A 16,115-nucleotide genomic window follows, 5' to 3' on the forward strand; every position below is an offset into this window, starting at 1 on the left:
GCTGGTCATGGGCCGGGCGAGAAACGACTCCTTGGAGTGTTTTCGTGCCCCTTGATGTCCCATTGCAGGAATCCCACCGCGGCTACATCCGAGCCGTCACCGCCGTGCTTGCCCAGGCCGGTATCAGCGTCACCGACGTCGACTTCCTCGACGACGTGTGGGACGACGGCGAACCGATCCGCTGCGCCCAGCTCCACCTCGCCCGCCTCGCCACCATGCAGGTGTACGGCGTCCGGCAGGTCTACCTGTCGTGGAGCGAGGAATGGGGTTGGGCTTTCCACACCAGCACCCCCGACAGCATCATGGCGGGCTTGACGCACCCGCTGTGCGGCCAGGTGCTGCCGGCCCCGGCCGAGGTGCTCGCCGCCGTCCAGGATGTGCTCGCTGAGCTGCCCGAGCTGACCGGCCGCCCTCACCCGTCGTACCGCTTCTACGGCCACCACGACGAAGCCCTTGAAAACCAGCTCGACACCTACACGACACAGGAGACCCGGTCATGACCCGCTCCGCTTTGGACGACGCCCGGATCATCGGCAAAGGCATCCGCCTCGGCGGTGCGCCCGAGATCGTGCGCGCCCTGGACGCAGCGCTCGCAGAGGGGCCGCTCACCCCGGACCGTATCGAGCAGCTCGCCCACCCCGACTGGGACCGTCTCACGTTCGAGGAGCAGACCAGCAGGCCAGTGTCCGAGGGTGCCGACGCGGTCGGTCTGGCTCGCCTGTACGGGCCGGACGAGATGGACGCGGCTGGCCTCACGCCGTCATGGGGCCTGGCAGCCGCCTGGTACGGCTGGCTACCTGGCACGTACACGGACCGGACGGCGGCGCTCCTGGCCTACGGGTACATCCTCGGAAACGAGAGCGGCGGACTGCTGGAGGAGCTGCGTGATCGGATCACCCGCGACCAGCGTCGGCCGATCACCTCCAGTGACCTGATCGCGTTCGCCGGACGAGGATCGCTGGACGCATGAGCAATCCACCCGCGAAGCCGTACGACGATGTGGCGGATGAGGAACCGGCGGCCACGCCGCTGCCTCGCCTCGGATGGCGCATGCAGGCAGCGCTCGACGTGCTGCTTGAGGACCCGTGCCGCGAGGTGTGGCCGTACTGGCTCGACCAGCGATCGCACGCCAGAGGCGATAACCACCAGATCCTCAAACGGCTCGCTGAGGCCGGGTGGCTCACCACGCGCCGTGAGACTGACAAGCCGAACGCCCGAGTGCTGTACCGCTTCACGGCCGCCGGGGAAGCCCTGGCCCGTGAGGCAGTGGAGCGCCCGGTGAGGTGGCCCGAAGGCGTGACACGCCGCCGCTGAACCCGGTGAAGTGGCCCCGTTCCCAGGGATGGGGCCACTTCGCGTGTGCGGCTACCCTTCGTGGTGCGCCGACTGGTTTTGGGCCGGGCGAGGAACGGGAGACAGGGACACCACCTGTGCGTAAATCCTTCGCCCTCAACACCGAACCGCACGTCGCCGACATCGGCGGCACAGAGCTGAAGTTCGAGCCAGAGGTCATGGGCGACGAGTTCATGGACGCCTACGCCGAGCTGCGCGAGGCCCAGCGCGCGAAGGGCATCGGCCTTGAGGACCTCGCCGAGGCGGACCCGAAGGACATCCGCCGCACCATGCGCTCCCTGCGGCTCTTCCTCGCCCGCCAGATGCTCCCCGAGAGCGCCCAGTTCTTCACCCGCCTCGACGTCGTTAGCGCCGGCGGCGAGGTCATCGAGTCGTTCCACGACCTCGACGAGGCCGAGAAAGCAGCCGAGCAGCACGACGGTGCGCGCGTCGTCGACCACTTCCGGCTGCCGACGCGTGTCGTCGTCGAGCTCCTGGAGTGGGTCGTCGAGCTCTTCGGAGGGGGCTCGCGCCCTACTACGTCGTCCTCCGCATCTGCGACAGCATCGCGGAGGGCTGGGACTCGTGGCTCGGCTCCCTCGCCCTCCAAGGCGTCGACCCGCACGCGTGGCCGCTGAAGACGATGCTCGCCGCCGCCGAGGCCGCGATGGACATGGCAGCCGAGGACGACGCCGCCCGGCAACGCAACAGGGCGAAGCTGTACGCGCCACCGCCCGGCACGGCAGGGCGAGGAGCCCGCGGTCGGCCGGCTGCGGCACGTGTCGATCCGGCGCAGGCGCGAGCGATGATGGCACAGGTCGCAGCAGAGGACGCACGGCTCGCAGCACGCCGTAGCGGCTAACCTGAGAAGACGCCGTCTGGTTTTGGGCCGGGCACCACACGATCTCGTGAGGGTGCCCGGTGACCACCCCGGCCGGCGACAGCGAGGACTACGGGTCCGCCCGCATCACGATCACGCTCGACGACAGCGACGTCGTCGGCGAAGCGCGTGACCTCGGCTTGCGGATCCGGCGCGCTCTGGATCGTGCAACGCGGGACGTCGGGCAGCAGATCGCGCGGAACATCCAGCGCGGCCTGGGCCGGGTCTCGGTGTCAGTGCGGGTCACGCCGGATCTGCGGCGTTTCGACTCGGCCCTTGTGGACGGGCTGCGTGGGATCGGCTCGCTGAGCATCCCGGTCCTGCCGGACGTCGACGCGTTCATGACGCGGCTGCGGGCCGCGCTCGCCGGCGAAGAGATCCAGGTCCGCGTCGTCCCCGATCTGGATGATTTCGACGACCGGATCCGCAGGCATCGGCCGCCGGACGTCACGGTCAACGTCAACCCGGACACCGATCGTTTCTCCCGAGCCATGTCCGGCCTCGCCGGGATCGCCGGCCGGGTCGGTGGGATGCTCGCCGGGCTGCTGCGGTTCGGCGCGATCGGGATCGCCGCCGCGGGCGCCGCTCAGGGGGTGGCCGCGCTGGCTGCGGCGCTGGCCCCGGCGGCCGGAATCATCGCCGCCTATCCGGCGGCGGTTGCCGCGGTGCAGGTGTCCATGCAGACGCTGCGCCTGGCCGTCCTCGGTGTCGGCGACGCACTGTCGGCTGCGCTGGGCGACGACGCCGAAGCGTTCCAGGAGGCGCTGGAGAAACTCGCCCCGGCCGCGCAGGAAGCGGTGCGGGCGGTCCGTGCGCTGGCGCCCGAGCTGCGTGAGGTGCAGCAGGCGATCCAGCAGTCGTTCTTCCGGCAGTTCGCCGGCGACGTCGAAGCGGCGATCCGAAACCTGCTGCCGCTGCGAGCCGAGCTGGCCAGGCTGTCGGCGGAGTTCGGGAGGGCCGCGAGCGAGGGGTTGAGGTTCGCTGCCTCGCAGCAGGCGGCGGCTCCACTGCGGGCGATCATTCAGGGCACCACGCAGGCGGCGTCCGGGTTGCAGACGGTGGTTGCCCCGCTGGCGAAGGGGTTCCTCGACGTCGCCGCGGCGGTGTTGCAGGCGTTCGGTCCGCAGGTTGGTGCGTGGATCGCGCAGACCGGCGCACAGCTGGGGACGTGGCTGTCGGTGCTCGCCGCGTCCGGTTCGGCGGTGGAGAACGTTCGCGGTGCGCTCGCGGTGTTCCAGCAGCTCGGGGCGATCGCGTCGAACGTCGGCGGCATCATCTCGGGGGTTTTCGCCGCGGTGAGCACCAGTGGTGCCGGGCTGCTGGGCAGCTTGGAGCGGATCACCGGCGCGATGCGTGAGTTCGTCAACAGTGCGCAGGGCCAGGAGGCGATCGGGGCGATCTTCGGCACCGTGTCGCAGATCGCGGCGCAGCTCGGGCCGATCCTTGCGGCGCTGGTCACGCAGGTCGGTGCGATCGCGCCCGCCTTGGCGCCGATTTTCACCACGCTGGGCCCGGCGATCGTCTCGCTGATCAACGGGATCGGGCCGGCGCTCGCGGCGATCGCTCCGAGTCTCCAGACGGTGGCGTCGGCGCTCGCCGAGGGGCTCGGGATGATCGACTTCGGTCCGCTCGGTGCTGCGATCGGGCAGGTGGTGTCCGCGCTCGCGCCGCTGCTGCCGCTCGCCGGTCAGGTCGTCGCCGTTCTGGCGTCGGCGCTCGCCCCGACGCTGTCGATGCTCGCGCAGTTGTTCGCGCCGATCGTGTCGGCGCTGTCGGGCGCGCTGCTGCCGATCCTGCCGACCTTGTCCGCGGCCTTCGTGCAGCTCGTCAGCGCCTTCCGGCCGCTCGCCGAGGGCGTCGGCCAGGCACTCGCACAACTTTTTGCCGGACTCACCCCAGTTTTTGCGTCTTTGGCGGGTGCTGCGGCGCAGGTCGTCGCCGCGATCGTGCCGCTCGCGACGGCGCTCGTGTCCGCGTTGCTGCCCGCGCTGCCGCCGATCGTCAACGCGGCGCTCGCCCTGGTCAACGCGCTACTGCCGCTCGTGCCGCCGATCGTGAACCTCGTCGCGGCGATCGCTCCGCTCGTCGGCATGATGACGCAGCTCCTCGCCCCGATCATGCAGATCGCGATCGGATTCGGGTCCTGGATCATCCTCCAGGCAGTTGTGCCGCTGGTGCAGGGCGTCGTCACCGTCCTGTCCGGGCTGATCGGCGGGCTGACGGGCGTCGTCACGTTCATCACCCAACTGCCGTCGCTGATCATGGCGGGGCTGTCCGCGCTCGGCTCGGCCATCGGCACGTTCTTCACCACGCTCGCGACGAACCTGGTCACGTGGGTCACGACAGGTTTCCAGGCCGTGCTCGCGTTCTTCACCTCACTGCCGGGAATGATCTTGTCGGCACTCGCCGCACTGCCCGGCCTGCTCGTCAACCTGTTCGTCCAAGCGATCGCCGGTATCGTCATCGCACTGCTGTCGGCGATCGCAGGCGTGATCTTCATCTTCACCGAGCTGCCGGGCCGGATCATGTCCGCGCTGTCGTCACTCGGCGCGCGACTGGTGGCGCTGTTCCTGTCGGCATTCCGCTCGGTGAACTCGGCGGTCTCCTCGTTCCTGTCCTCCGTGGCCGCCTTCTTCTCCCAGCTCCCCGGGCGGGTGGCCTCAGCCGTCTCCGCGTTGCCCGGCCGGCTGTCGTCGATGTTCCGCTCGGCGGGGTCGAGCGCGCTCTCCGCCGCGCGTTCGTTCGGCTCGTCCGTGGTGTCGTTCTTCAGCGGCCTGCCGGGTCGGATCGTCTCGGCGATCACCAGCCTCGGCACCCGGATCGCCTCCGTCTTCTCGAGCGCGGCCGGCCGCGCCCGGTCCGCCGTCTCCTCGCTGATCTCCGGCATCGTGTCCCTGTTCTCAGGCCTGCCCGGCCGGATCGTCGGTGCGCTCGGGAACGTGGGATCACGGATCATGGACAGCATCAAGGGCGGGCTCCCCTCTGCCGTCCGCAAGTACCTGCCCTTCGCGCAGGGCGGCATGGTTTTCGGCCCGACGCACGCGCTGATCGGCGAAGCCGGTCCCGAGGTCGTGATCCCGCTGACGAAGCCGCGCCGGGCGGCGCAACTCGTGGAGCGGTCCGGGCTGATGGGCATCATCGGCGCCAACACCGGCGACGGCAGCAGTAGCGGAGGCGGAGGCGTGACGATCGCCCCGCAGTTCACCATTCACGAGGTCGGTGACGGTGAGGCGACCGCCGCGCGGGTCATGCACCGCATGGCGATGGCGTACAGCCTGGGGTGAGTGGTCAGGTGCGGAGATGCTTGAGCGCCGTCGGCCGGGACATCAAGCCGTTCACGCGCTTGGCCACGCTGTTCTTCGATTCACCCCCGAAGGTGGCAGCGTCCCGCATGGCTGCGACCAGTTCGGCGGCGGCAATGTCAACCGCCACGTCGGCTACCTGCTTGGCTTCGATGGCGGCTTCAAGAACTTCCACGGACTCGGAGACGGGGGAGGGGTCGTCAAGCTTGGCGAAGCGCCCGGGCTGTTCACCGAACACCTCGATCGCCGCCGGGAGCCCGGCGGCCTCACCCATGACGTTCTGGTGCCACTTCGCCAGAAGGTGCCGGGCGAGGGAGTGTGCGGTGCCATTCCACTCGATCCGCCCCTGGCTTTCCGGGTGGTTCCAACTGTCGTTGAGGTCGGCGATGACTGGCACGTGGATCCGGTATTCGAACTGCATGGTCGGTCACTCCCGTCGCCTGGGCAAGCACTTGCCCGGACTGTACCGGTCAACGTGTTTACTGGTCAACTCATTGACTAGTCTGCCCTCGCTCGATGCGACCGTAAGCTGAGATCGCCGCTGGTTGTGGGCCGGGCGTACTCCTGACCGGGGGGTGTGACGTGCTCACCGACTATCTGAGCGTCGGCGGCATCGAGGTGATCAACACGGCTCGGCTGCGCGCCTACCTGGAGACGGTCGGCTCGCCCCTGGATTCCGGATCCGACATCTGCGGCTGCTCGACGCTGACGGCTGACATCCTCGACCCGGACGGCATCCCGTACACCACGCCGGACGACCCCGACAGCCCGGCGCCCTGGTACGACCCCGACGTACCCGAGAGCGCCCAGTTCGTCGGGTTCCTGCCCCTCGCGTTCGAGGGCGTCGACGACTACCCGGTACGCCGCACCGTGACCAACGCGGTCATCGGCGGCGGCGCACTGGGCCCGGCACGCGTCCAGCCCCGCACCATCACCGTCACCGGAATCCTCCTCGGAGCGACATGCTGCGCCGTCGAGTACGGGCTGCACTGGCTCGGCGAGGCCCTCCAGGGCTGCACCGGCAGCGCGTGCGGCGGCGACTGCGTGCAGATGCTCAACTGCTGCCCCGGCGAAGCCCAGGCGCCCGCCGAGTTCCTCGCCCGGCACCGCCGCACCTTCCGGCGCGTCGCGCTCGTGCAGGGGCCCACGATCACGGCACGCAACGGCGACGGCTCCTGCGCCGCCGGCCAGTGCAACAGCGGTGCGGACATCCTGACCGTCGAGTTCGTTCTGACGGCCGCCACCCCGTGGGCGTGGACCGACGAGGTCCCCGTCCTGTCCGTCAGCGTGCCCACGGACGACGACAGCGAGTGCATCCAATGGTGCGTTCACCAGAGCTGGCTGCCGGACTGGGTGTCGCAGTGTCTGCCGGGCGGCTGCCGGCTCGCGCAGTGCCCGGACGCCGGGGCGGAGTGCGGCGACCCGTCCTGCTCGTTTCCGTCGCCGCCGCAGCCGTCGTCGCCGGCGTCGTGTTTCTGCCAGGCCCTCGCGACGAACCGCGAGTGCTACGACCTGGATCTGACCGGGCGGCCCGCCTGGTCGTCGGATGTGCCGGTCATTACCGTGTATGCGGGCAGTGAGGAACTGCGCCGGCTGACGATCTCCTTCTACGAGCGCAGCGACGCCGATGCCGGGCTGACGGCGGGGGAGGTCGCTGACAAGCGGCGTTGTGATCCGCTCGCCGTCTACGAGGTCGGCTACGTCCCGGCCAGCGGCACGCTGACGCTGGACGGGCAGATCGGGCGGGCCACCGTCGAGTGCGGCGGCACATGTGAGACGTCGACGAGCGTGTGGGGCCGCGACGGGGCACCGGCGTCCTGGCCCGAGATCGACTGCGGGTCCATCGTGGTCTGCCTGGAGAGCGACGAGATCGTGCCGCCTGCCGACGATGCGACGGTCTCGATCGCCATCACCGGCCGCGGTTACTGAGCAGCCGTAGTCTGCTGGTAGCCGACTGGTTGTGGGCCGGGCTTCCTCTGTGCGAGGGGTGCTCATGTCTTCAGCCGGCTGCGGAGTCCACAGCGCGTTCATCGTGGACCGGGACGGCGCGGTCGTGACCCATGCGAATGTCCTTGTCTCCGTGGAGTGGTCCCGCGTCCTCGACGACGTGTCGACCGCCCATGTGATCATTCACCCGGACGGGGACTGCTGCGCGCAGCTCGGCAGTGTCCGCACCTGGCGGCACAAGTTGGTCATCGCGCGGGACGGTGTCACGGTGTGGGAGGGGCCGATCATCCAGGCCGAATGGCGTTACGGCCTGGTCGAGTTGTGGGCGAGTGATGTGCTGGTCTGGCTCGACCGGCGGGTGCCGCACCAGTCGCAGGAGTTCACCAGCACAGACTTGACGGACATCGCGAACTGGCTGATCGAGGACGGCTTCGCGCCGGACGACCCTGGCCATACGGTGGAAATCCTCGGCCCGGCGAACGTCGACGGGGGCCGCGCGTACACGGTCGATGACGGGCAGAGCGGCGACCATCTGCGTGATCTCGCGGATACGGGCCTGGACTACACGGCGGTCGGGTCGACGATCGTCCTCATGCCGGAGGACTGGTCGGCGTCCGTCGGCATGCTGACCGACGCCGACCTGCCCGAGGGCCTGATCGTCGCCGAGGACGGCTCGCAGCTCGCGACGCGCGTCATCGTCCACGGCGACCAGAACAGCGGCGTGAAGGGCATCTCAGGCGGCGCGGACGACTACTACGGGCTGCTGGAGATCAGTACCGAGCAGACGTCGGTGAAAACGGCAGCCTCGGCCGAAGCCGCGGCGCGCTCCAGGCGGGCAGCGAACTATCCGGTGCCGGTGTTCCTGTCCTCGGACGAGGTGACGCTGTCGCCCGAAGCGGCCGTCGACGTCGCGCGCCTGGTGCCCGGCTGGTGTGTCGACGTCGCGACGCAGGTCACCTGCCGGCCGCTGACGCAGCGCCTCAAGATCGTGGGCCTGAAGGTCGAGGAGGACGGCGACGGCGAGAGCGTGAAAGTCGTGCTCGCGCCGGTGACGAGCGAGCTGGAGGGGTGAGGGTATGGCGTCGCGGGGTTCAGCGGTTCGGCGGGTGCCGGGTGATCCGATGGGCGGGGTACTGCGCGAGGTGGGGCGGAAGGCACGCACGGCATCGCGCACACCAGGCCCGCGCGGAGATCAGGGGCCGACGGGCCCGCCGGGGGAGCGAGGGCCGGCGGGTGAGCGAGGTGAGCAGGGGCCGCCCGGCGAGCGCGGCCAGCAAGGCCCGGTGGGGCCGCCTGGCGCGCCGCCTGCCGTAGCCGTCGTCACCACGGGCAGCGACGGCCGCGCCGTGTGGGCTTTTCCCGCGCCGTTCGCCGCGCCTCCGGTGATCGGTGCGCTCGCCGTCGATCCGGCGCCGACCGATGACCGCACGGTGCTGGCGACGCTCGAGTCCGTCACCGCCGACCGGGCCACCGTCCGCGTGTGGCGGACGCAGCCGCTCCTCGGGCTCGGGCTGCTGCCGCTCATGCCGGCGGGGGCGGGGGTGCAGGTCCACATGACGGCGAGCGGCCAGCCGGCCGACGCCTGAACGGCGCGTACTCTGTCGGTGCGCCGACTGGTTGTGGGCCGGGCGAGGTTCGGACCTCAGGGGTGATCCCGATCGCCAGGGCGTGCGTTTGTGACGACTACTTCACGGTGGGCAGCGACGGCGAGCTGTGCTTGCAGCCCGGCACGATGGGCCTGCGACGCATCCTCCACTTCAACCCAGGCACCCACACGTTCCGTAAGGCCTCGTATCCGTGGCTGGCCCGCGTGCTGGTCGAAGTGCAGGGCGGCGGCGGGGGATCGGCGGGCGCGGACGCTGCCGCGAACGAGTGCGTCGCGCGGCCCGGCGGCTCAGGCGGCGGCTACTCCCGGTCGCTGCTGGAGGTGTCCGCGCTCGGCGCTTCCGAACCGGTCATCGTCGGCGCGGGCGGCAGCGCGGGCGGCTCCAGCAGCGACGGCGGCGACGGCGGGGTGAGTTCGTTCGGCTCGTTCGTCATCGCACCCGGCGGATACGGCGGCACCTCGAACATGCCGAGCGGCACTACCGCCGACACCTCGCAGGGCATCGGCGGGCCGCAGGCAGGCACGGGCCAGTTCACGATGGGCGGGGGCTCGTCGGGGACGGCGATCCGCCTGAACGGCACGAATGGTGTTGCGGGCGCGGGCGGCGGTTCCTTCCTCGGAACCGGCGGAACGGGCCGCTCGACACAGGGAGTCGGGGCCAGTCCACGGGGCCGCGGCGCGGGCGCAGGCGGCGCCGTCTCGTTCGGCAGCGCCTTCGCGGGAGGAGAGGGCGGCAGCGGCATCGTGATCGTGCACCTGTACGGGTAGCCGTGCAGGAGCGGACTATAGACTGATCTGGACGTATGCGCCGCTGGTTGTGGGCCGGGTGACTCCTTCCTTCGAGGAGCCCACCCATGGCCGACTGCTGCGGCGCACGCCGCTGCACGTGCACGCTGGTCGCCGGTCCCGGCGTCGAGATCGACGGCGGCGGCTCGACGACCAACCCCTACGTCATCTCCGCCCCCGGCGGGAGCGGCGGCACGCCCACGGTGATCCAGGCCGGGGACACGGACACGGTCGACACCACCGTCACCGGTGCCGGCACCACCGCGGACCCGGTCGTCGTCAGCTCCGCCGTCCGCCTCGACGCGACCCCGCCCGGCGGCGGCACCAACCTCATCCAGACCGGCCCCGACGGGCTGTACGCCGAACTCGCGACAGCGTGCGGGCTGACCGGTGCCGGGACGACGGCTTCGCCGCTCGCCGCCGCCGTGCAGAACTGGCCCTACCCGTGCGACGTCGACATTTTCGGCGGGGTCATCGCCTGCGGCAGCGATGGCGTCCTGCGCGGCGAACCGCGAGGGAAGGCGACGCTGGTCCAGCGCGGGCAGTCCCGCGCATACGACATCCTCGTGCCGTCCGGCGACACCGCCAACACGGTTGCCGACACCTTCAGCGCCACGTTCACCAACCCGGATACATGCCGGGACGCGTTCGTGTTCCAGGTCATCGAGTGGGACGTGTGGTTCGAACTGCCGCCCGGGTCGGGCGCGGCAGCCGGCGTCACCGGAGACGAAACTCAGCACGTCTACAACACCGGCAGCAGCACCATGAACCAGTTCCATGTGCAGCAGATGAAATTCCTCGGGGCCAACCCGGCGGTCGTCGGGCCCGGCGCCGACTACACGGCGAGCATGAGCGTCCTCGTCGGTCAGGGCGTGGGCGGCGCCCGGTACACGCACATCCAGTCCATCATCCGTGTCCTTTTCCTCTCGATCTGACGGGGTGCTCCATGGCCACGCTGTACGCCATCTACGACGACGGATCCGTCGGGACGATTGAGTACGAGGAGGAGACGCCGCCGCCGCTGTCGGAGCCGGGCCGTGTCGTCACCGAGGCCGAGTACCTCGCCGCCTACGACGCGCTCCAGCAGCAGATCAGGCAGCGGCGCGAGGCTGCTGCCGCGGCCGACCTCGCCGAGCGGCGGGCGGCCTACGACGAGCTGGTCGCGGCCGGGATCTCCGATGCGGCAGCACGGAAGCTGTCCGGCTACACACCTCCCGACCCGGAGTAGCCGCAGACGTCCGACGTGCGATTCAAACGCCGCTGGTTGTGGGCCGGGCCAAGACAGACCGTGAAAGGCGGACACCGTGGCCAGGTGTCAGTGCGGCGGAACCGGCTGCAACTGCGTCATCGTCGCAGGTGACAACGCGGAGGTGACCGGGGCGGGCAGCACCCCGAACCCGTATGTGATCTCCGCGACCATCGAGTGCGACGACGTCCGCCCGTGCATCTCCGCCGGGCCGGGCGCGGTGTACGACCCGGCGACGGGCATCGTCGGCGCGGACATCTCCGAACAGGCGGGCAACAACCTCGTCTTGCAGCCGGACGGCTTGTTCGTGCCGACTGGCGCGGCCACCGTCACGGCCGGCTGCGGACTGGCAGGGGACGGCTCGGCGAGCGCGCCCGTCCACGCGAACACCGGGTCGTGGCAGTACGAGTGCGACCTCGACGAGACCGCCTCGGGCGTGTACTGCGACAGCACCGGCCAGCTGCGCGGCGAACCGCCCGCGAAAGCGCGGTTCTTCCAGAACAACATCAACAACAACCTGTCGACATCGGCCCTCGTGCCGACTGCGGCGGATACGCAGGTGGCGTCCCTGACGCTCGCCATCGTCAACCCCGACCCGTGCCGAGAGGCACTGTGCATCCTCTTCCAGGACGTCGACATCGACCTCGTGCTGCCGCCCAACAGCGGGGGCGCCTACGGCATCGACCTCGACGACATGGTGTACCTCGGCAACGGCGGCACGTCCACCGTCAACGCCACCCACGTGCAGGTCAACAAGCTGGTCAATCTCACGCTGGCGCCGGGCGAGACCCGGACCCACACGCTGCCGGTGACGATGGGCCGCGGCTCGGGATCCGCGCGGTACAGCCGTGTCCAGGCCACGCTCCGCGCGTGGGTGATCTCCCTCCCGACGTCATGAAGAGGCCCCAGTGAACGAGAAAACCTTCTACTACCTGTACCCGGACGGGTCCGTGGGCGAGCGGACCGTGTCCGGCGTCGACGAGGTCACCCACCCCGAGGGCGTCGTCCTGCTGTCCCGCGAGGAGTACGAGACCCGGCTCGCCGAGATCCAGGCGCAGCGTGACGCCGAGGCCGAGGCGACCCGGCAGGCGGAGCTGGAGCAGAAGCGGGCCGACTACGAGGCGCTGATCGCGCTCGGCCTGCCGCCGGCGACGGCGTCCCGGATCACCGGCTACTACCCGCCACCCGAACCGGAGCCGGACCCGCTGCCGGACAACGACGAGCAGTCGGCGCAGGAATTGCCGGCCGAAGGAGGTGACAAGTGATGGCCTGGTATCCGGACGCCGCCAAGTTGGAGCTGCAACCCGAGAGCGATGGTCAACCCGCGATCCGGCCGACGCAGTTCATCGTCCACAGCATCGTCGCCCCGTGGACGGCCCAACGGCTCTACGAGTACTGGAGGTCTACCTCGCTTGAGTCCCACTTCGGGCTCGGTTACGAGGGCGACATCGCCCAGTTCATCGGGACCGAGACCCGCGCCGACGCCAACGCCGGAGCGAACCGGCGCCCGGACGGCACCGGCGCGGTGTCCATCGAGACCGCGTCCAACACCAAGGCATCCGATCCCTGGACAGACGCACAGGTCGAGGAGCTGATCAAGCTCGGCGTGTGGCTGCACCAGCGGCACGGCATCCCGCTCAGGATCTGCCGCAGCCACTCCGACCCGGGGTTCGGCTACCACTCGCTGTACCAGCAGTGGTCAACCAGCGGGACGGCCTGCCCCGGAGCCGCGCGGATCAAGCAGTTCCGCGAGGTCGTGTTCCCGGGCATCGTCGCCCGCGCGACCGGCAAAACCAGCACCCAGGAGGACAGCGTGGCCATCAGCGACTCCGACGCCGAGAAGATCGCGAAGAAGGTCCTGCAGATCGACGGCGTCATCCCCAACCCGAACGCGGCGACCGCGAAAACGAACTCGCACATCGCGCTGGCCACCTCAGCCCGGAACATCGAGATCGTCGCCCGGCGCACCGAGAGGAAGCTCGCCGCACTCCAGGCCACCGTCGACAAGCTGATCGGCCTGGTCGGCTCCGACGTGGACACCGCCACCGTCGTCACCGCCGTCCAGAAGGCCATCGCCGACGCCGTCGTCAAGGTCGACGTCGACATCACCGGACAGGAGTCCTGACCATGAAGCTCTTCGGCAGGGAGCCTGCGCTCCTCATCGCCGCCGTATCGGCCGGCCTCAGCCTGCTCGTCACGTTCGGGTTCGGCCTGTCCGCCGAGCAGGCGGGCGCGATCGTCGCCGTCATCAGCGCCGTGTTCGCCGCGGCGACCGCGGCCGTCACCCGGCCCATCGCCCCGGCCGCGTTCACCGGCGTGGTCGCCGCCTCCTCCTCCCTCCTTGCCGCCTACGGCCTGGAACTCTCCGCGGAGCAGGTCGGCGCCCTCAACGCGGTCGTCCTCGCCGTCCTCGGCCTGCTCACCCGCGGACAGGTGTCCCCGGCCACCCAGACCGGCCCGCGCAGCGTCTGACCTCTGATCGGAGAAGCGTGCCCGACGAGCTGAGCGTCGGCGAACTCGGGCGCACGGTGGACGCCATGCGCCGCGAGTTCCGCGACGGCATGGCGTCCATCAACAGCCGCCTCGACCGGTTGGTGTCGGCTGAGGTGTACGCCCTGCAGTCAGCCCACACCGACCAACGCATCACCGCCCTGTCGCAAGAGCTGCAGAAAGAGGTCAGCGCACGAGAAGCCGTCGAGGCAGCGTTCGAGCAGTACCAGCTCGACGAACGAGACCGCCGTGAGAAGGAGCGGCAAACCCGCCTGTACCAGGCGATCGTGCCCGTCCTGATGGGGTTACTCGCCGCAGCGATCGCGATCTGGGCGGTGGTGGCGAAATGACTGCAGCCCACAGAAAGCGCCGCCCGTTCCGCCTGCCACGCGTGGAGTGGCTGATCGGCCTGACCAGCGCCGTCGTCCTCATCCTCCTGGCCTGGCTAGCCATCCAAGTCGTCGCCCTCGCCAACGAGCTGCGGTCAGCGAACGAGGCCCGCGACGCGCTGGCCTCCCAGGTGCAGGAGCTGGGGGCGAGCCCTGTCGCCGGCCCGCCCGGCAGCCGCGGAGAACCGGGGGAGAGCGTCGTCGGCCCGCCAGGTCCGCCCGGCCTGCAAGGCGATCGGGGCGAACCCGGCCCGCCCGGCCCGCCCGGCCCGCTGGGGCCGTCCGGTGCACCGGGGCCGTCCGGAGCGCCGGGCAGCGACGGAACCAGCGGAGCCGATGGACCAGCAGGAGAACCGGGCGCGGCCGGCGCAACAGGCCGGGCAGGACCCGCAGGCCCACCCGGACCGCAAGGCGAACCCGGCCCGCCCGGACCACAGGGAGAAACGGGAGAGAGGGGCGAACCAGGCCCCCCAGGGCCGGCCTGCCCCACCGGATACAGCCTGCAGACCCCCTCGTATGACCCAGACGCACTGGTGTGCCGCAAGGACGACGCCCCACAACCCGACCCGTCCGGCGGCAGCCCGCAAGCCCTCGCACTCGACCCCAGCCGCCGCCAGTACCTGTAGGAGACCGTGATGCCCGACGAAGAGCCGCCGTTCTGGCTGTCACCCCGCCCGTTCCTCGAACCCGACTGGCCACCCGACGACGAACCTGCGTGAAGACCTGCGCCCCGCTCCTCCTGCCACATCGCGGCCGGGGAGCGGGGCGCTTTTGTCGTGCCCGCGGGCAGCGACCTGCGACGACGGGGTGTTCATCAATCGGTCGGAACGTGAACCTGAACCGTGATCTTGCGCAACTCGACGTTCGGCAAGTCAGATTGTTCAGAAACTCGTTCATCAATCTGGTAGTGTTCATAATGCCCACCGATACGTTTGATGAACGAAAGGGGATGTAGATGGCCCTAGTCGGCCTCGTCCGCGTCAGTACCGACAAGCAGAACGTCCAACGGCAGCACGACGCCCTTGACCCGATCTGCCTCAAGGTCTTCGAAGAGAAGATCAGCGGCAAGCTCACCGCCGACGAACGCCCCGGGCTCAAGGCAGCCATCGAGTACCTGCGCGACGGCGACATGCTCTGCGTTCAGGAAGTCGACCGCCTCGGCCGCAACCTCCTCGAAGGGCTCATCGTCCTCAACGACCTCTTCGAACGCGGCATCGCAGTCAAGGTGCTGGAGGGCATCGCGGCTGGCGAGCACCGGGAACGATCCCTCATCCTCGACCTTGCCCTCGCACTCGCTGAAGACCGCCGCCGGGACATCGTCAAGAAGACGAAGGACGGGCTGGAGGCAGCACGCAAGCGCGGTCGCGTCGGAGGACGCAAGCCCGTCATGACGGAGGCGCTCGTCGTCCAGGCCGCCGCGCTACGAGACCGCGGGTTCACCATCCGTCAGATCCAACCCCACCTCCGAATCACCGAGGGTGCCAACAAGGGGAAGCACCCCAGCATCGGCGCGATCTCCCAGGCACTCCGCGCCCACGACGCATTCAAGGAGGCGGCCGAGTGACGGACCCGAGACCGCCCAAATGGGCCATCGTGCAGTACTGGGCGAACAAGCCCCCGGGGCACGACGTGTTCACACCGCACTTGGACCCCGACAACCCATGCTGCTTCGCCTGCGGCTGGTTCTCCGAGCGCTGGACGGAGGGCAGAAGCCCCCGAAAGGCATGGGAGCGAGCGACGCTGGAGCGCGCGCACATCGTCCCTGCGGGGCTGGAAGGCTTTAACGCGGCGAGCAACATCATCTTGCTCTGCAGTCCCTGCCATCGCGACTCGCCGGACTGGCACGACCCCTGGGAGATGGCGGTCTGGATATCCAATCGGGACGAGCGCCCGAGTAAGGAGATGGAGCACGTCGATGCATGGCTTCAAGCCGCGGGCCGCGTTCCACTCTTCAAGGTGGCCCTCAGCGAGGTGGTCGCCAGAGGTGGATCCGCGGAGGAGGCTGCCGGGGTAATGCGCCAGCATGCGCGCCGTGCAGTCGTGCATAGTGGAGAGCTGAGCCAAGGAACGATGGAGGCGATCCTGCGCGCCACAGCTCGCGAACTGCTTCCCTGATCTGATGGAGCGTCGCCCAGGC

19 protein-coding genes are annotated in these 16,115 nt (G+C 69.8%); 18 read left to right on the forward strand and 1 reads right to left on the reverse strand.

All coding sequences use genetic code 11. From position 1 onward, the window contains the following. Positions 1-62 precede the first annotated feature (62 nt). The 5 genes from KYY02_RS20050 (at position 63) to KYY02_RS20070 (ending at position 5,496) form a co-directional block, all read left to right on the forward strand. A complete protein-coding gene (locus tag KYY02_RS20050; RefSeq protein WP_371239750.1) occupies positions 63-500 on the forward strand; it encodes a DUF6292 family protein in 438 nt (145 codons plus the stop codon). Beyond that, positions 497-970 carry a hypothetical protein gene (locus KYY02_RS20055; protein ID WP_371239752.1) on the forward strand — a complete coding sequence of 158 codons (474 nt, stop codon included), beginning with the start codon at positions 497-499 and terminating at the stop codon, positions 968-970. Before KYY02_RS20050 ends, KYY02_RS20055 begins: the two co-directional genes overlap by 4 nt. After that, positions 967-1,314, forward strand: a complete 348-nt coding sequence (locus KYY02_RS20060) for a hypothetical protein (RefSeq protein WP_371239754.1) — start codon at positions 967-969, stop codon at positions 1,312-1,314. Before KYY02_RS20055 ends, KYY02_RS20060 begins: the two co-directional genes overlap by 4 nt. A gap of 116 nt (positions 1,315-1,430) precedes the next feature. Then, positions 1,431-1,970, forward strand: a complete 540-nt coding sequence (locus KYY02_RS20065; protein WP_371239756.1) for a hypothetical protein — start codon at positions 1,431-1,433, stop codon at positions 1,968-1,970. Positions 1,971-2,253: 283 nt separating this feature from the next. Continuing rightward, complete coding sequence (locus KYY02_RS20070; RefSeq protein ID WP_371239758.1) at positions 2,254-5,496, forward strand: hypothetical protein; 3,243 nt, start codon at positions 2,254-2,256, stop codon at positions 5,494-5,496. A gap of 4 nt (positions 5,497-5,500) precedes the next feature. Here the strand turns inward: KYY02_RS20070 and KYY02_RS20075 are convergent, their stop codons facing one another. Continuing rightward, on the reverse strand, positions 5,501-5,935 hold the full coding sequence (locus KYY02_RS20075) for a hypothetical protein (protein WP_371239760.1): 435 nt from the start codon (positions 5,933-5,935) through the stop codon (positions 5,501-5,503). A 161-nt stretch (positions 5,936-6,096) separates the two neighbouring features. Here KYY02_RS20075 and KYY02_RS20080 point away from each other — a divergent pair, with 161 nt between their 5' ends. The 13 genes from KYY02_RS20080 (at position 6,097) to KYY02_RS20140 (ending at position 16,093) form a co-directional block, all read left to right on the forward strand. Next, positions 6,097-7,443: a hypothetical protein gene (locus tag KYY02_RS20080; RefSeq protein ID WP_371239762.1), complete on the forward strand. Its 1,347-nt coding sequence runs from the start codon at positions 6,097-6,099 to the stop codon at positions 7,441-7,443. A 64-nt stretch (positions 7,444-7,507) separates the two neighbouring features. Continuing rightward, positions 7,508-8,533, forward strand: a complete 1,026-nt coding sequence (locus tag KYY02_RS20085) for a hypothetical protein (protein ID WP_371239764.1) — start codon at positions 7,508-7,510, stop codon at positions 8,531-8,533. A gap of 211 nt (positions 8,534-8,744) precedes the next feature. Continuing rightward, entirely contained in the window at positions 8,745-9,047 is a 303-nt protein-coding gene (locus KYY02_RS20090; RefSeq protein ID WP_371239766.1) for a hypothetical protein, read from the forward strand. 62 nt (positions 9,048-9,109) lie between these two features. Next, complete coding sequence (locus KYY02_RS20095) at positions 9,110-9,835, forward strand: glycine-rich domain-containing protein (protein WP_371239768.1); 726 nt, start codon at positions 9,110-9,112, stop codon at positions 9,833-9,835. Positions 9,836-9,921: 86 nt separating this feature from the next. Beyond that, positions 9,922-10,788, forward strand: coding sequence for a hypothetical protein (locus KYY02_RS20100; RefSeq protein WP_371239770.1), 867 nt, complete (start codon positions 9,922-9,924; stop codon positions 10,786-10,788). Positions 10,789-10,799: 11 nt separating this feature from the next. Next, complete coding sequence (locus tag KYY02_RS20105) at positions 10,800-11,081, forward strand: hypothetical protein (protein WP_371239772.1); 282 nt, start codon at positions 10,800-10,802, stop codon at positions 11,079-11,081. A gap of 76 nt (positions 11,082-11,157) precedes the next feature. After that, positions 11,158-11,997 (forward strand): hypothetical protein, encoded by an 840-nt coding sequence (locus KYY02_RS20110; protein ID WP_371239774.1) that lies wholly within the window; start codon positions 11,158-11,160, stop codon positions 11,995-11,997. A 10-nt stretch (positions 11,998-12,007) separates the two neighbouring features. Beyond that, positions 12,008-12,364, forward strand: coding sequence for a hypothetical protein (locus KYY02_RS20115; protein WP_371239776.1), 357 nt, complete (start codon positions 12,008-12,010; stop codon positions 12,362-12,364). Beyond that, on the forward strand, positions 12,364-13,224 hold the full coding sequence (locus KYY02_RS20120) for a peptidoglycan recognition protein family protein (protein ID WP_371239778.1): 861 nt from the start codon (positions 12,364-12,366) through the stop codon (positions 13,222-13,224). The genes KYY02_RS20115 and KYY02_RS20120 overlap by 1 nt, the downstream gene beginning before the upstream one ends. Before the next feature lie 2 nt (positions 13,225-13,226). Then, on the forward strand, positions 13,227-13,571 hold the full coding sequence (locus tag KYY02_RS20125; protein ID WP_371239780.1) for a hypothetical protein: 345 nt from the start codon (positions 13,227-13,229) through the stop codon (positions 13,569-13,571). A gap of 17 nt (positions 13,572-13,588) precedes the next feature. Then, the gene (locus KYY02_RS20130) at positions 13,589-13,939 is read left to right on the forward strand and encodes a hypothetical protein (protein ID WP_371239782.1); all 351 of its coding nucleotides are present in this window, start codon (positions 13,589-13,591) and stop codon (positions 13,937-13,939) included. Positions 13,940-14,933: 994 nt separating this feature from the next. Continuing rightward, positions 14,934-15,542: a recombinase family protein gene (locus tag KYY02_RS20135; protein WP_371239784.1), complete on the forward strand. Its 609-nt coding sequence runs from the start codon at positions 14,934-14,936 to the stop codon at positions 15,540-15,542. After that, complete coding sequence (locus KYY02_RS20140; protein WP_371239786.1) at positions 15,539-16,093, forward strand: HNH endonuclease signature motif containing protein; 555 nt, start codon at positions 15,539-15,541, stop codon at positions 16,091-16,093. Before KYY02_RS20135 ends, KYY02_RS20140 begins: the two co-directional genes overlap by 4 nt. Positions 16,094-16,115 lie beyond the last annotated feature (22 nt).

The sequence above is a fragment of the Streptomyces pimonensis genome, assembly GCF_041380215.1.
GTDB lineage: Bacteria > Actinomycetota > Actinomycetes > Streptomycetales > Streptomycetaceae > Streptomyces > Streptomyces pimonensis.

What these genes read in the sequence shown, in the direction of transcription:
- KYY02_RS20120 (WP_371239778.1), top strand. Translation starts at nt 12,364, where the DNA reads ATGGCCTGGTATCCGGACGCCGCCAAGTTGGAGCTGCAACCCGAGAGC.
- KYY02_RS20135 (WP_371239784.1), top strand. Translation starts at nt 14,934, where the DNA reads ATGGCCCTAGTCGGCCTCGTCCGCGTCAGTACCGACAAGCAGAACGTC.
- KYY02_RS20085 (WP_371239764.1), top strand. Translation starts at nt 7,508, where the DNA reads ATGTCTTCAGCCGGCTGCGGAGTCCACAGCGCGTTCATCGTGGACCGG.
- KYY02_RS20100 (WP_371239770.1), top strand. Translation starts at nt 9,922, where the DNA reads ATGGCCGACTGCTGCGGCGCACGCCGCTGCACGTGCACGCTGGTCGCC.
- KYY02_RS20055 (WP_371239752.1), top strand. Translation starts at nt 497, where the DNA reads ATGACCCGCTCCGCTTTGGACGACGCCCGGATCATCGGCAAAGGCATC.
- KYY02_RS20125 (WP_371239780.1), top strand. Translation starts at nt 13,227, where the DNA reads ATGAAGCTCTTCGGCAGGGAGCCTGCGCTCCTCATCGCCGCCGTATCG.
- KYY02_RS20060 (WP_371239754.1), top strand. Translation starts at nt 967, where the DNA reads ATGAGCAATCCACCCGCGAAGCCGTACGACGATGTGGCGGATGAGGAA.
- KYY02_RS20075 (WP_371239760.1), bottom strand. Translation starts at nt 5,935, where the DNA reads ATGCAGTTCGAATACCGGATCCACGTGCCAGTCATCGCCGACCTCAAC.
- KYY02_RS20105 (WP_371239772.1), top strand. Translation starts at nt 10,800, where the DNA reads ATGGCCACGCTGTACGCCATCTACGACGACGGATCCGTCGGGACGATT.